This is a genomic window from Aequorivita sp. CRS11 (genome assembly GCF_059693805.1).
The window spans coordinates 227,855-243,587 of record NZ_JCATIG010000005.1 but is presented as its reverse complement, the minus strand read 5'-3'; the positions used below and the strand labels follow the sequence as shown (position 1 = coordinate 243,587).

Below are 15,733 nucleotides of genomic sequence, written 5' to 3'. Positions count from 1 at the left end.
ATTTTAAAAAACATAAAAAAACCGACTCTTTCAGTCGGTTTTTTTGTCTACAGTATCCCTCATTTGAGCTTTTAGTTCTTCCATAGATTGTTGTAATTGACGGAGTAAATTACTCTCCGAAGGTTCATCGACCCCAAAAGTCAACTTACTGTTTACCATCCAGAGCTCCTGAATATCCGTCACTTTCACATCTATTGGCAAATATTCATTATTTGAGGAAATAAGCCGTAGGCTTTGGGGGTTATTTGGAATTTTCTGAAGTTTTTTCACCAAAACCGAATCCCTGAGCACGACAATATAAATCTTACTATCAGTCGCCTCATTTATACTCGGTACAGCACGGCCCAACACCCACTCATTCGGTTTTATGTTTGGCAACATACTGTCTCCCTCTACTTGAAAACCGCGATAAGACGCATTTCTGTATTCAGGTAAAGGTATATTGAAAGCGGGTAAGGTTTGGTACCAACCTGTGTCGTGGATGTTATTGGGGTATCCTGCCGCTGCCTTCTGGTTTACCAATAAAATACTATCATTTCCCGTGGAATCTATTGTCAAAACTTTCGGACTTACATCACCACGCGAAGTGTCTATATATTTTTCAAAACTTTTACCGTAAATCCATAAGGGATTGATATTGAATTGGGCCATAAGCTCCATAACCACTTTTCCAGTTATTTTGGTCTTGCCTCTTTCAATATCAGCCGTAGTAGCGCCAATATCGAGCAATTCTGCGAAAGATTGCTGGGTATGCCTAAGTTCTTCACGCAATTTCTTAAATCGTTGCGCTTCAATGGGTAGCTGTGTTTTCATACCCAAATATATAATATTTTGGAAAATATCCAAATAAAATTTTGGACTATATCCATATAATTTGGAATATTTCCTTATTTTTGGCAATACTCCAAATTTTGCTATGGATTTTAATCGAATAAATGAAAAACTCAGCATTTTAGCCGATGCCGCAAAGTATGATGTTTCCTGTTCCTCAAGCGGAAGCAAGAGACAAAATAAAAACAACGGCCTGGGCAATAGTAGCGGAATGGGCATCTGCCATAGCTACACGGAAGACGGTAGATGCGTTTCGCTGTTAAAAATTCTGCTTACCAATCATTGCATTTTTGATTGTGCCTATTGCGTAACTCGAAAAAGTAATGATATAAGGCGCGCAGCTTTTAAGGTACAGGAGGTTGTGGATTTGACAATTAATTTTTACAGGCGCAATTACATTGAGGGCCTTTTTTTAAGCAGCGGAATTTTTAAAAACTCAGATTATACCATGGAACGTTTGATTGCGGTTGCAAAAAAGTTGCGTGAGGAAGAGAATTTTAATGGATATATTCACTTAAAGTCCATTCCTGGTGCAAGCGATGAATTGATGCGGGAAGCTGGCCTGTATGCAGATCGTCTTTCGATAAATATTGAAATTCCCACAGAAAAAGGTTTGAAATTACTTGCGCCGGAAAAGAACAAAAAAGATTTTATAAAACCTATGGAAAAGGTGAAGAATGAAATCATTCAATATAAAAATGAAAAAAAACTTTTGAAAAAAGTCCCTCTCTATGCCCCGGCGGGTCAAAGCACCCAAATGATTGTGGGCGCAAGCGGTGAAAGCGACGCTGAAATAATGTACACTTCAGCTTTTTTTTATAAATCATTTAATCTTAAAAGGGTTTATTACTCCGGCTACGTTCCCATAAGCTATGACAATCGCTTACCCTCTATCGGCACTGCGGTTCCGCTTTTACGTGAAAATAGACTTTACCAAACAGATTGGCTCCTTCGGTTTTATGGTTTTGATGTACGTGAATTGCTGAATACCGAATATCCAAATCTGGAATCGGATATAGACCCCAAGTTAAGCTGGGCATTGCGCAATTTAGACCAATTTCCAATTGATATAAACAAGGCAGATATGCGTATGTTACTTCGCGTACCGGGCCTTGGGGTAAAATCGGTCCATAAAATTATTGGTGCACGCAGATATCGAAAACTTAATTGGGAAAACCTTAAATCAATTGGCGCCGCACTGAATAGGGCAAAATACTTCATAACCTGTGATTCCAGAATTTTTGAAGGAAAAGATAGAACAGCCGCACAATTAAAAGGATTGATAATGAATAGCTCCGAAAGCAAATTCAGAAAAGAACTAAGTACCCAGCTGAATTTGTTTGATAATCAAAGTTTACTGCCCAAATGAAAACCATTTTGATTTATGACGGGAGTTTCGATGGGCTTCTTTCCGCTATCTTTTATGTTTTTGAGTTCAAGCTAACAAATGTTTGCATTAAAAAGCGAGAGCACTCACAACAAAATTTCTTTGATGCTGAAGAAGAAATTATAACCGATAAAATAAAAGCAACACGCGTTTGGAAAGGGCTTTCAAAAAAACTTTCGGCAAGAGGGATGCAAAAAATCTACAAAGCTTTCTTGAGTGAAATTCCAACAATTGAAACTGCCATATTAAACTTTATAAAACGTACGTTTTCTTCTGAAGTTCCTATTGAAAATGATTACAGTGACCCATCAATCCTTGAAATAGAAAAAGTTGCAAAAAAAGTAGATCGTGAAAAACACAGAATGGATGCCTTTGTGCGCTTTCGACTAACCAATGACGGTATTTATTTTGCGACCATAGAACCAGATTTCAATGTTTTACCACTGAATACAGCACATTTCAAAAAAAGATATGCAGACCAAAAGTGGCTAATTTATGATCTGAAACGCAAGTATGGTATTTACTACAATCTTCAAAATGTAGCGATGGTTGAGTTGGAAATTTCGTCCGAAGTGAACAACACATCCAAAGCTCTCACGTATTTTACAGTTGACGAAATAAATTTTCAGGAACTGTGGGGCATTTACTTTAAAAACAGTAATATACCTTCCCGAAAGAATATGCGTTTGCATATAAAACATATTCCGAAAAGGTATTGGAAATATTTACCCGAAAAAAAGCTTTGAATTAATTTTTTAATTACTTTTGCACACTATTAATCACTAATCTATTTCAACAATGAAAAAATTATTTTTATCACTTGCCGCTCTTGCATTGGTTGCTTCAGTTTACTCTTGCAGAGATACTAAAACTGAGGAAAACGCAGAAGAGACTGCTGAAACTATGATGGACAACGCTGAGGAGTCTATTGAAGAAGCTGGTGACGCTGTAGAAGAAGCTGCTGAGGAAACTGGTGACGCTATCGAGAATGCTGCTGATGAAACTGAAGAAGCTGTAAAAGACGCTACTGACGGTCAATAAGCATTTTTTGCTAAAAAAATGAAAAGCCCTTTCAAATTTGAAAGGGCTTTTTTATTTTGCATTCACAATTACATCAGATATGCTAGAAACCATAATAGAAAAATTCAGAAAAGTTTCCTTTATGGAATTGTGCATTTACAGCACACTCTATTTAATGACAGGCATTGTAATGAATAGTATAGGAATTTATTTTGAAATTGTTCGATTTGAGAATTGGTGGCAAATAATTACTTGTTATGCTATGTATATGGTGCCTGTGTCAATACTGATAAAAGAGTATTCGTTTTTCAACCAGTATTGTTATGGCCTTTTAGCAATAGGTTTATTAGAACTTTGCGGCTATACATTTCAAACCTCCTATGTATATCCCAACAACCTGCTGTCGCAATTGTTCACCCCATATAATGTAACCTTGGCCATGACATTATTTTTTGCCGTTTACTTCCCCTTGGGTAATATGCTAGTAAATTATATCTGCAAAAAATTCACCCCACAAAAAAAGCTCCTTCAGTAACGAAGAAGCTTTTAAGTACTCGAGGCGGGACTTGAACCCGCACGACCAAATGGTCACAGGATTTTAAGTCCGGCGTGTCTACCAATTCCACCACTCGAGCAGTTGTTTTATACAACTCGGACTTAACAAAAAATGCCGAATTGCATCGGCATTCAAGGTTGAGCGAAAAACGGGATTCGAACCCGCGACCTCCACCTTGGCAAGGTGGCGCTCTACCAACTGAGCTATTTTCGCAAAAAATTTAATGAACGTTGCTTCCTATTGAAAGCGGGAGCAAATTTAAAAATTTTACTTCAAAAGCAAAGTCTTTTTTAATAAATTATTACTGAATTTTATTTTTTCAATTTTACTGCTGCATTCCGTTGCAACATGCGCCGAATTTCGTTGAGTTTCATCAAAGCCTCTACTGGCGTAAGTGTATCAATATCAATGTCTAAAATCTCTTCGCGAAGTTCTTCCAGTAGCGGATCGTCGAGTTTGAAAAAGCTCAATTGCATTTCTTCTTTGGAAACTGCTTTCATTTCTTCGGTCAATTCTTCGGAAGCATGGCTCTTTTCAAGCCTTTTCAATATTTTATTTGCTCTTTGAAGCACTGCTTGCGGCATTCCGGCCATTTTTGCAACGTGTATTCCGAAGCTGTGGTGGCTTCCGCCGGGAACCAGTTTCCGAAGAAAAAGTACGGTATTCTTCAATTCCTTTACCGAAACATTGTAGTTTTTTATTCGCGGAAATGTTTCCGTCATTTCATTCAGTTCGTGATAATGGGTGGCAAAAAGCGTTTTGCCACGGGTAGGGTGCTCGTGCAGATATTCACTGATGGCCCAAGCGATTGAAATTCCGTCGTAAGTACTGGTTCCACGGCCTATTTCATCTAAAAGAATCAAACTCCGTTCCGAAAGATTGTTCAGAATACTTGCCGTTTCATTCATTTCAACCATAAAAGTAGATTCACCCATCGAAATATTATCGCTAGCTCCTACCCGTGTAAAAATTTTATCAACACAACCCATTCTTACGGCTGAAGCAGGAACAAAACTGCCCATCTGCGCCAAAAGTACAATTAAAGCCGTTTGCCGAAGAATGGCAGATTTACCACTCATGTTGGGCCCGGTAATCATAATAATTTGCTGATTTTCACGATCGAGAAAAACATCGTTTGCAATATAGGGTGCATCGGGCGGAAGTTGTTTTTCAATTACTGGATGGCGGCCTTCTTTAATATCTAAATCAAAAGTTTCGTCTAAAAGTGGACGCGTGTAATTCGCTTCTTTCGCCTGTGTTGCGAAGGAACAAAGGCAATCCACCTGCGCAATCAAGGCCGCATTTTGCTGCACAGAACCAATAAACTGAAGCATCCACTCCACCAGTTTCGCGAAAATCTCTTGTTCCAAAGCGAGAATTTTTTCCTCGGCGCCAAGAATTTTTGTTTCGTATTCCTTTAATTCTTCCGTAATATATCTCTCGGCGCTTACGAGTGTCTGCTTGCGGATCCATTCCGGCGGAACCTTGTCTTTATGTGTGTTTCGGACTTCAATATAATATCCAAAAACGTTGTTCGAAGCTATTTTAAGTGAAGAAATTCCTGTGCGTTTGGTTTCGCGTTCCAGCATTTCATCCAAATATTCCTTTCCGTTGGCTGAAATATTCCGGAGCTCGTCAAGTGTTTCCGAAAAACCTTCAGCGATGGAATTTCCTTTTAAAATATTTACGGGCGCTTCCTCAAAAAGTGTTTCTTTTATTTTGTTCCGAAGCAATTCGCAATCGTGCAATTGTTCGCCAATAATTTTAAGCGATTCGTTTTTTGAATTTATAGCGAGTGCTTTTATGGGAACAACGGCCTCCAAAGAATTTTTAAGCTGAACCACTTCGCGCGGGTTCACTTTTCCGGTTGCAACTTTTGAAATGAGTCGCTCCAAATCGCCGATGCGTTTTGTGTATTGTTGGGTTTTTTCTAAAGTGATAGGATTGTCTAAAAGAAAACTCACAACTTCGTGACGACGATTTATTTTTTCTGCATTTTTAAGCGGAAGCGCCATCCACCGTTTTAAAAGCCGCCCGCCCATTGGTGAAATGGTTTTGTCTATCACATCCAAAAGCGTCACCGCATTTTGCTGATTGGAATGGTACAATTCCAAATTGCGAATGGTAAAACGGTCCATCCAAACGTATTCATCTTCGGCAATGCGCGACAAGCGGGAAATATGCTGCAGCTTTGTGTGACGCGTTTCACTCAAATAATGAAGCGCGGCACCAGCCGCGATAATACCTTCTTCCAAATGATCTACACCGAAACCCTTCAGATTTTTTGTGTCGAAATGTTTTGTGAGCGTTTCAAAAGCATAATCAGTTTGAAAAATCCAATCTTCCAAGTGAAAAACGTGGTAATTATTGCCAAAAGTTTCAGAAAAAAGCTTTCGCTTCTGTTTTGAAAAAAGCACTTCCGACGGATTGAAATTCTGCAGTAATTTATCCACATATTCCGCAGAACCTTCCGAAACCAAAAACTCACCCGTGGAAACATCCAAAAACGAAACGCCCAAAGCCTTTGAACCAAAATGAACCGCCGCCAAAAAGTTGTTCGATTTCGATTTTAAAATATCATCGTTAAAAGCAACGCCCGGCGTGACCAATTCAGTAACGCCACGCTTTACGATGGTTTTGGTCATTTTTGGATCTTCCAGTTGGTCGCAAATAGCAACCCTACAACCTGCCATTACCAGTTTTGGCAAATACGTATTCAGGGAGTGATGCGGAAAACCAGCGAGCTCCACATTATCGCCCCCGTTATTTCTGGCCGTAAGGGTGATGTTCAAAATTCCCGCAGCGCGGATAGCATCTTCCCCAAAAGTTTCGTAAAAATCGCCCACGCGAAAAAGCAACAAAGCATCAGGATACTTGGCTTTAATCGTGTTGTACTGCTTAATCAACGGGGTTTCCTTCTTCGCCATAACTCAGAAAATTCTTTAATCGATAAATGTAACTAAAATGCTGTTTTTTTTAAAATGAAGTGATTAGGATTTATTGGGTTTTATCAACAATTGACTTCACTTTTAGCCAGCTAACGATTAACTTTGCCGCCTATGAAAAATCGAAAACTGAAAAATAGCGAACTGGACCGCATCAATCCCGAAGAATATAAAGCTTCGAAAAAAACGCCGCTCATAATTATTCTCGATAATATTCGCAGTTTAAATAACATTGGTTCTGTTTTTCGCACGGCGGATGCTTTTTTGGTGAAGAAAATCTACCTCTGCGGTATCACTGCGCAGCCACCTCACAAAGACATCCAAAAAACGGCTTTGGGGGCAACGGATAGCGTGGAATGGGAATATGCCGAAAATGTTATGGAGGTGGTTTCGAAATTACAAAATGAAGGTGTGTTTGTAGCTTCCATCGAGCAGGCAGAACTCGCTGTAAACCTGGATGATTTTTCAGTTCAAAAAGAAATGACTTACGCTATTATTTTTGGGAATGAAGTAAAAGGTGTACAACAAAAAGTAGTTACTGCTAGCGATGCGGTGATTGAAATTCCGCAGTACGGCACCAAACATTCATTGAATATTTCGGTAAGCGTGGGCGTTGTGGTTTGGGATCTTTTCACAAAACTGAAAAACCAATAACCTCCAATTTCCAATTCTAGGAAAAACGGTTTAACAGTAATTCCACATCAATTAGAACAATACTAAAAACACCGATGACGATGGCAAATTTCAAAATATTGTGCAAAACCATATAGTGAATTTTGTTTTTTGAATACCACAAAACTATGAGAAAAACAGCCAGTCCGGCAATGCTTGCGTAAAAATAATAATCCATATAGCCTATTTCTTCCTTAAACTTGGTAATCAGCAAAATGGTTGGAACCAAGGTTAAAACACTTAAAAGTGTGAGCATCCTTTTTGAAGTTTTTTCGCCGTAAACCACTGGAATTGTTTTATAGCCATGGGTGAGATCGCCTTTTAGGTTTTCGAGGTCTTTCACCAATTCGCGCATAGAGATAAGCAGGAAAAGGAAAGTGGCGTGCACAAAAACTACAATGTCAAAATTTGCATAATATACGAAAATGGCAAAGAAGGGAACTACCGCGAGAACAGCCGCCGTAATGTTGCCAATGAAAGGATACTTTTTTAATTTGTGCGAATAGAACCAAAGAAAAAAGATATAAATCGAAAAAAACAAAACTGCCCTAAATGAAACATAACTCGCAAAAATGACCGACAAAAAGTTGAGCACAAAATAGGCCGAAAGTTTGGTACGCTGACTCACAAGCTTGTCAAGCATGGTTTTACGCGGACGGTTTATTAAATCCTTTTCACTGTCGTAAAAACTGTTTATAATGTAACCACCAGCTATTGCAGAAGAAGATGCCAAAACGAGCATCAACAAGTTTACATCAAAAAGAACCTGCCGTACCGGCAAATCTGGCGCTAATATATAGATGCTGGTAAGGTATTGAGCGATTACAATAATTAGAATATTATAACCACGAACCACAGAAAACAGGCTAAAAAACTTTAAAAGGAAGAGTTTTTGTTTTCTATTGAGCATTTTTTTAGAGACAAGTATTTAGTTTTTACTGTTTGGATATGCACTTTCCTACTTCATCAGAAACATCTTTCGCTGAATCTTTATAAAGATGAATACCATCCGTAAAGGTAAACTTTGTATCGGAATTCATTAAATTTAAATATGGAACGGCTGCAGATTTAGCCAATTTGTCAATTTTTTCATCGAAATTAGGAAGCAGTCTTGCCTCAATCTCTGCAATCCTATCGTCTACAGGGAGTTTCACCAAATAAACCTTTCCGTGGTTTTTCAGTGTTTCAATCGTTTTTTTTAAATATTCAAATCGTGTTTGGGAAAACTTGTAGTTTTTCAATTTTGTTTTTTGCTCCTGAATATTTTCAGCAATTCTACTTTTCATTGAAGTGGAATCCATGGGCGGAAAAACCTCCAACCACCCATCGTCATGTACTTCCATTAGGGAAAAATTCATTAAAATCTTAATGTAGTTATCGCCATAACTATTCAATAGATACGAAATATTCGGCTTTGAACTAAAGGAAGACAGCTTGCCCATAAACGATTTTGATTCGCCGAACTGGTTTTCATCATTGGGGTCAATTCCATCACTGGAAATGCTCCACGGGTCTACCGTGATAATAAAAACACCATCTTTTGAATTTGGCCCCAGTTTCTTTTCAATGGCGCTGAGATAAGATGGACCAAAGGGACTATGCGCCACGGTAAAAGAAAAGTTATAAATGTCAGTTTCCAAATAAGGGTTTAGGACCTCCGGCATCAATCCCTGTGCTGCCTTTGAGCTTCCGAGTATAAGTGATGATTGTTTTGGCGTTGTGGTTCGGGAATAAAAAGGATCGCTCTTTCCGTCGGCTTGAAGAAAAACAAAGTAAACCGAAGCAATAATTGCAACGGAAAACAGAGTAGTTTCTATCAGAAATTTTTTCATCCCTCTTAAAATTGAAAATATATAAATGCCTGCTCCTTTCCGCCGAATAAAAAGAGGAACATAGCCAAACTATAGTAAAAAACATATTTTAAGGGCTTTGGCCAAGATTCCCCAAAGTTTTCAATGGCGTAATTTGTTTCCCTTCCCTTCCATTCAAACATCAAAAAAGCTACAATTAAAAGTGAAAGAACATACACTTTGTTCAACGCCAAAAAATTGGGCGCTTCAAAAATTGATTGCGAAAAAAGCAATGAAATATATTCAAAAGCGCTGCTGAGTGAATTGGCTCTAAAGAAAATCCAGGCAAAACAAGTAATCGTAAAGGTTAAAAGTATTTTGAAGAAATCTGATATACTTGGCAAAAATCTATCTTTTGCCACAACTTCTATATGCTGCCTGTTTCTTTTCAAAAGTAAAAGCGGAAGAAAGTACAGGGCATTGAGCGCACCCCAAAAAATAAAGGTCCAGTTGGCACCATGCCAAAACCCGCTTACAATAAAAATGATAAAAATATTACGGACTTTTAACCAATCGCTGCCACGACTGCCGCCCAAAGGAATATAAACATAGTCGCGAAACCAAGTGGAAAGCGAGATATGCCAACGCCTCCAAAACTCGGCAATATCCCTTGAAAAATATGGATATGAAAAATTCTTCATCAAATTGAAACCAAAAAGCCGGGCCGTCCCGATGGCAATGTCTGAATAACCAGAAAAGTCACCGTAAATCTGAAAGGCAAAAAACACTACCCCAATTGCAAGCGAACTCGCAGTATAATCCTGCGGATTGCTGAAGGCCAAATTCACAAACTGTGCACAATTATCGGCAATCACCATTTTTTTGAATAGTCCCCAAAGTATTTGGCGCAAACCATCCATTGCCATATAATAGTCAAACTTTCTTTTTTTGAAGAATTGCGGCAAAAGATTGGTAGCCCTCTCAATAGGCCCAGCAACCAATTGCGGAAAAAAGCTAACAAATGAAAAGAAAGCAATGAAGTTTTTTGTAGGTTCCATTTTACGTCTATAAACGTCTATGGAATAGCTCATTGTTTGAAATGTATAAAAGCTGATTCCCACGGGAAGAATAATATTCAAACGTGATGCTTCAAAAGAATAACCTAGGAGTGTAAATGCTTCTGCAAAACTTTCAGAAAAGAAGTTGAAATATTTAAAAAAGCCTAGAAAACCAAGGTTTACCAAAACACTCAGCATTAAAAGTGCTTTTCGTTTTTGGTGCTTTTCGGTTTTTGATAGGCCAATCCCCACAAAATAATCAACTGCAGAACTAAATACAATTAATGAGAGGAAACGCCAATCCCACCAGGCATAAAAAATATAGCTTGCAAGAAGTAAGAGAAAATTCTGAAGTTTTAAATTCTTATTGGCTACAAACCAATAGAGCAAAAAGACAATGGGCAGAAAGATTGCAAAATCAATGGAGTTGAAAAGCATGAAGCATCTTTAATTAATTTTGTGATTTCCTATAAAAGTAAAATTTAATAAGGTGTTTACCCAAAAACTTATTCTTTCAGAAATCTTTGTAACCCAACCTCGCCGTTAACTGTTCGTATTTTAATAAAATAAAGTCCTACCGTTAATCCTTTAACTTCAATTTTTGGATTGTCTGTATCTCGAGAAATTTGATTGGTTAAGATTAATTGTCCCAAACTGTTATATACCTCCACACTTGTCAACTGCTCTTGGGAAACGATATTTAAGAAATCTGATGAGGGATTTGGATAGATAGAGAAATCAAAAAAGCTTTGTTGTTCCAGTCCTAATATAAGGGAATTTTTAAACCATATTATTTCATTTGTCAATTCCATAATAGCAAAAATATCCACATCACCATCTGCGTCTACATCATCAGCATACACAAAATTGGTCCTATGGGCATCATCTTTTAAAATATTTTGTGTCCCAAAGTTTCCTAAACCGTCCAAATTTTCATACCACACGATTTTTTGATCATAATAGGATGCTGAAATTACATCCAGATCCCCATCTTTATCAATATCTGCCGAATAAGCCGTTATCGGGTAAATCAAATTTGATGTTATACTTTTTTCTGAGCTAAAGTTGCCTTGTCCATCTAAGTTTTCAAACCATATAACACTATTTTGATTTCTATTAGTGGCAACGATGTCCTTATCATTGTCACCATCAATATCTGCAGCTTCAACATAATATAAAATATCTAATGTGATTGATTGAGGAGAACCGAAAGTTCCATTTCCCAAGTTTTTTATCCAAGTTATCCCTTCTTCTCCAAATGTTCCTATGGATGAGCACAGAATATCAATTTTCCCATCGTTATCAATGTCAGTTAAATCCATAGAAATTGGAGCGAAACCATAAACACTGTATATTATATTTCTTGGGCCAAAGGTCCCATTTCCATCTAAATTTTCTTGATAAACTAATTCATAATCACCATAAGACGCATAAACAATATCTAAATCCCCGTCCCCATCCATGTCCGCCGCATTTATCTCATAAATTGATGGGCCTGTAATATCTTCATAAATAATATTCTTTGTGCCGAAATTTCCATTTCCATCTAAGTTTTCATGCCAAGCCACCATAAAATCTGTTGAGTACAGGACATCGACATCACCATCGTTATCCATATCAACTCCTTGAACACATTTTGCCCCAAAGTTTTTCTTTGATATTGTCCTTTGAATACCAAAATTTCCATTTCGACCATTTTTTTTATACCACGCAATTTCTCCATCTAAATAAGAGGCTGAAAGCACATCCAAAAAACCGTCGTTATCTAAATCAACTAAGTCTACATACCTGGGACTATCTACATTATATGTAAAAAAAATTTGTGGCCCAAAATTGCCTATTCCATCCATATTTTCGTGATAACCAATTCTGTCTTCTGAAGCAAATAGGATGTCGAAATCTCCGTCATTATCAACATCTGCATTATATACAGAAACAATAATTAAGGAATCGGCATTTACAGTCTGGGGTGGGCCAAAGTTGCCTATTCCGTCTATATTTTCATTCCAAACTATCGCAGGGTTAGAATCAGAATAATAACCTGATACTACATCAATATCCCCATCCCCATCAATATCTGATGGGAAAACCGCATAAAGACTTCTTATATAATCATTAATAATCTGTCTGACACCAAAACTTCCCATACCATCAATATTCTCATACCAAGAAACTCTTTCGCCTCCTGTGGAAAGTACATCTAGATCACCATCATCATCAATATCTACAGCATGAATATCACTATCGTTCCCAGAATTCGAAATTGTTCTTATAGATCCAAATTGTCCTTGAGAGTTCATATTTTCGTACCACCCAAGTGGACTATTGCTTCCTGCCCCTGACAAAACATCCATATCTCCATCGCCATCGATATCTGCAGCAAAAATTGCAATTACTGTTATTGCATTGTTATTGAGAATGTTTTCTGTACCATAAGTACCTAAACCATCCAAATTTTCATACCAAACTAATTTACCTCCATTTGGATTGGTGTAAGACGCTAAAATATCATTATCGCCATCGCCATCAAGATCAGCTGAAAAGATAGATCGGTATGCCATTGGCTCTTCTGCTATAACTATTTGGTCCCCAAAGTTTCCTAGTCCATCTATGTTTTCGTACCAAGCCACTTTGCCTTCATTAAAATTTCCAGATCCTGATACTACATCTATATCGCCATCGCCATCAATATCTATTGCAAATACAGAATTAGCGTCTGTTGCTTCTAAAGAAATTACTTGTTGGTTACCATAATTTCCTTGACCATTTAAATTTTCATACCAAGCAATTTTGTCATCAAATATTGAGGATGAAATCATATCAATGTCGCCATCACCATCTAAATCTGCACCAAATACCGAACTAGGATTATTTGTTGCATTATCATTTCCAATAACAATTTTTTCTACAAAGTCTATTTGACCATAACTATTTAGGAAAATGAAGGAGAGCAACAGTAATAATAATTTTCTTTTCATTTTTGGAAATTTAGAATTGAATAATGTTGCCAAAATACCAAATATTTATTAATTGAAAACAATTAATATTTAACCATCCGAAATGGTTTAAAGAAAAAAATATGTTGGAAAGAAATTTCTAAAAACTATAAACCACTTCCAGCTTATAATCTTTCAGTGCTTTGCGGGCTTTGTCAATATCTTCGGTAAAGCCAAGCATATAGCCTCCGCCGCCCGAACCACAAAGTTTTAGATAGTATGCATTGCTGTCAATTCCCTTCTTCCAAAGTTTGTGGAACTGCGCAGGAATCATTGGTTTAAAATTATCCAAAACAACTTTTGAAAGCTGCTTAATGTTTCCAAAAAGCGATTTCACATCACCCTGTAAAAAATCCTCAACACAGGCATCAGTATGTTTTACAAACTGGTCCTTTAGCATATTCCGAAATCCTTCCTGCTTCATATTCTCCATAAAAATCTGCACCATTGGCGCGGTTTCGCCAGTGCTTCCACTGTCCAATAAAAACACAGCGCCCTTTCCATTTTCAGTTTGCGAAGGTATGCCCGCAGGTTCTATATTATCTTTGGAATTGATTAATATAGGAAGGCTCAAATAACTGTTCAAAGGGTCCAGCCCAGAAGATTTGCCGTGGAAAAAAGATTCCATTTCCGCAAAAATAGCTTTTAATGTTAGTAATTTTTCGCGAGTTAGATTCTCAAGTACTGTAATTTTATCATTTGCGTATTTATCATAAATGGCGGCTACCAATGCCCCGCTGCTACCTACGCCGTAACCCTGTGGAATACTGCTATCAAAATACAATCCGTTTTCCACATCCTTTTTTAGGGCTTCCATATCAAAAGAAACCAGTTTTGGATTTTCGGTTTGAAGCGTTTCCAGATATTCCGCAAAGCGCTTAAGGCTTGCGTTAGACTTATGGGTAGAAACAGTATGGTGTTTATCAATTTTTAAGGCACCGTTATAAAAATTATACGGAATTGATAATCCTTTGGAATCCTTAATAATTCCATATTCACCGAAAAGTAAAATTTTTGAGTAAAACAGGGGGCCGCGCATAAGCTTAATTATTCTAACAATAAAATTACAGATTTTAGTTTTAAAACCTTGAATCTGTGGCAAAGATAACCATTTTAACAAATATATATTCAGAAATATTTGTGAATATATAGTATTAAACCGCACCAAGAAACTATAAATGAAGAGAGTAGCTTTTTTTGATGACATTTCAAAAAACTTCCCGATGTGAAGATATACTTACAAAATAGCTTTATTATGAAATCATCACCTCTCTTTCTGGCCATTGTTTCAATTTTTTTCGCTTCATGTTTTAATGGCGAAAAGCAAAATTACGATGAAGATGACAACTTCCAAGAATACTACAATGAAGAAATCACATCAGAAAATCATAGAAACAACAATAATCAAATTGCAAATAACGATGCCTTGAAATATTTTAACACTATTGATTCCCGAAACGGAATGGTAATGTCCCGCATTCCGTTTCCTGCATCTTGGCAGAAACAAAATGGCGGCCAGTACCTTTATACTGGGCCCAATGACATAAAAGTGCACGGCGAGCGCGGTGGCAGCTATATGTTTTCAAACGATCCGCAAATGAACCAAATGTATCAGCAGAGTGGGATGCAAGTGCAGCTTCCGAAATCCATCGATCAGGTAATAAACGAGGGGTTTATGGAATATGCCAACAAAATAAACCGCAAACTGGTACGAAAATACCCAATGCCACAGTTTGCCGCATGGGACAAACAGTTCGATGATCAATTGTATAAGAGCGTGCCTTCACAAAAAACTTTCAATGTTATGGGGCTAGAATGGCGTGATCCGGATGGGACTTCATTCTTAACCATTCTGCACCATTTTGTTTCCTACGATCAATATGGAGGATATTGGGGCATTACATATTCGGTATTGGAAGCTTCTGAAAGTGTTTTTGAAGATGCAAAAACACACTACATCAACGGTCTGTTAAACCAGCAGATAAATCCGCAATGGCTACAGGCCGTTAATCAAAAGGATATGCAAATTGCACAGCAGAGCAATGCCGCACACCAACAGCGAATGGCAAACATAAAATCTTTTGGCGACCAAAACACTGCCCGTTTTAACGACCGCATGGCCGCTATGGACCAGAACATGGCGAGCTGGCGTGCCAATCAAGCTGCAAGTGACCGCAGTCAGGAAAAATTTGTAGATTATATTCATGGAAATACAAACGTAAGCGACCCAAACACCGGACAGACCTATAAAGTTGAGGCAGGGGCCAACCAATACTGGATGAATAACCAGGGCGAATACATTAAAAGTGATAATTCACTCTATAATCCAAATCTAGATCAAAATATAAATAACCAGACCTGGACGGAATACGAAGAGCAAAACTGAACATTTAAAACGAAAAGTTAACCCACATAATACATCAACGGAAAATAAATTGTATCTTTCTTTACCATATCCCCGGACACTTTTTATTTTTT

General features: G+C 37.6%; 13 protein-coding genes and 2 tRNA genes. 6 read left to right on the top strand and 9 right to left on the bottom strand.

Translation table 11 applies throughout. The annotated features are described in order from the left end of the window. Positions 1-30: 30 nt before the first annotated feature. Positions 31-813, bottom strand: coding sequence for a LexA family transcriptional regulator (locus AC58DT_RS11945; protein ID WP_497217047.1), 783 nt, complete (start codon positions 811-813; stop codon positions 31-33). Positions 814-916: 103 nt separating this feature from the next. Here AC58DT_RS11945 and AC58DT_RS11940 point away from each other — a divergent pair, with 103 nt between their 5' ends. The 4 genes from AC58DT_RS11940 to AC58DT_RS11925 all read left to right on the top strand — a co-directional run bounded on the left by AC58DT_RS11940 (position 917) and on the right by AC58DT_RS11925 (position 3,773). Beyond that, positions 917-2,200: a putative DNA modification/repair radical SAM protein gene (locus AC58DT_RS11940; protein ID WP_497217046.1), complete on the top strand. Its 1,284-nt coding sequence runs from the start codon at positions 917-919 to the stop codon at positions 2,198-2,200. Then, entirely contained in the window at positions 2,197-2,964 is a 768-nt protein-coding gene (locus AC58DT_RS11935; protein ID WP_497217045.1) for a TIGR03915 family putative DNA repair protein, read from the top strand. The genes AC58DT_RS11940 and AC58DT_RS11935 overlap by 4 nt, the downstream gene beginning before the upstream one ends. A gap of 157 nt (positions 2,965-3,121) precedes the next feature. Beyond that, positions 3,122-3,259: a hypothetical protein gene (locus tag AC58DT_RS11930; RefSeq protein ID WP_497217044.1), complete on the top strand. Its 138-nt coding sequence runs from the start codon at positions 3,122-3,124 to the stop codon at positions 3,257-3,259. A 79-nt stretch (positions 3,260-3,338) separates the two neighbouring features. After that, positions 3,339-3,773, top strand: a complete 435-nt coding sequence (locus tag AC58DT_RS11925) for a hypothetical protein (RefSeq protein WP_497217043.1) — start codon at positions 3,339-3,341, stop codon at positions 3,771-3,773. 16 nt (positions 3,774-3,789) lie between these two features. Here AC58DT_RS11925 and AC58DT_RS11920 read toward each other — a convergent pair. The 3 genes from AC58DT_RS11920 to mutS form a co-directional block, all read right to left on the bottom strand. Continuing rightward, positions 3,790-3,873 (bottom strand) — tRNA-Leu (locus tag AC58DT_RS11920). Positions 3,874-3,934: 61 nt separating this feature from the next. Next, a tRNA-Gly gene (locus tag AC58DT_RS11915) sits at positions 3,935-4,007 on the bottom strand. Between the two features lie 98 nt (positions 4,008-4,105). Continuing rightward, positions 4,106-6,721 (bottom strand): DNA mismatch repair protein MutS, encoded by a 2,616-nt coding sequence (gene mutS / locus AC58DT_RS11910; RefSeq protein WP_497217042.1) that lies wholly within the window; start codon positions 6,719-6,721, stop codon positions 4,106-4,108. Positions 6,722-6,853: 132 nt separating this feature from the next. Between mutS and AC58DT_RS11905 the strand changes: the two genes are divergently transcribed. Continuing rightward, positions 6,854-7,393 carry a TrmH family RNA methyltransferase gene (locus AC58DT_RS11905; RefSeq protein WP_497217041.1) on the top strand — a complete coding sequence of 180 codons (540 nt, stop codon included), beginning with the start codon at positions 6,854-6,856 and terminating at the stop codon, positions 7,391-7,393. Positions 7,394-7,409: 16 nt separating this feature from the next. Here AC58DT_RS11905 and AC58DT_RS11900 read toward each other — a convergent pair whose 3' ends face one another. From AC58DT_RS11900 to AC58DT_RS11880, 5 genes are all read right to left on the bottom strand, one after another. Continuing rightward, positions 7,410-8,321 (bottom strand): geranylgeranylglycerol-phosphate geranylgeranyltransferase, encoded by a 912-nt coding sequence (locus tag AC58DT_RS11900; RefSeq protein WP_497217040.1) that lies wholly within the window; start codon positions 8,319-8,321, stop codon positions 7,410-7,412. Between the two features lie 25 nt (positions 8,322-8,346). Beyond that, entirely contained in the window at positions 8,347-9,243 is an 897-nt protein-coding gene (locus tag AC58DT_RS11895) for a hypothetical protein (protein ID WP_497217039.1), read from the bottom strand. Between the two features lie 5 nt (positions 9,244-9,248). Next, complete coding sequence (locus AC58DT_RS11890) at positions 9,249-10,697, bottom strand: MBOAT family O-acyltransferase (RefSeq protein ID WP_497217038.1); 1,449 nt, start codon at positions 10,695-10,697, stop codon at positions 9,249-9,251. A gap of 68 nt (positions 10,698-10,765) precedes the next feature. Further along, on the bottom strand, positions 10,766-13,270 hold the full coding sequence (locus AC58DT_RS11885; protein WP_497217037.1) for a T9SS type A sorting domain-containing protein: 2,505 nt from the start codon (positions 13,268-13,270) through the stop codon (positions 10,766-10,768). An 85-nt stretch (positions 13,271-13,355) separates the two neighbouring features. Beyond that, the gene (locus AC58DT_RS11880) at positions 13,356-14,294 is read right to left on the bottom strand and encodes a mevalonate kinase family protein (RefSeq protein ID WP_062621914.1); all 939 of its coding nucleotides are present in this window, start codon (positions 14,292-14,294) and stop codon (positions 13,356-13,358) included. A 216-nt stretch (positions 14,295-14,510) separates the two neighbouring features. Between AC58DT_RS11880 and AC58DT_RS11875 the strand changes: the two genes are divergently transcribed. Beyond that, positions 14,511-15,641, top strand: a complete 1,131-nt coding sequence (locus AC58DT_RS11875; RefSeq protein ID WP_497217036.1) for a hypothetical protein — start codon at positions 14,511-14,513, stop codon at positions 15,639-15,641. The last annotated feature ends 92 nt before the right edge of the window (positions 15,642-15,733 follow it).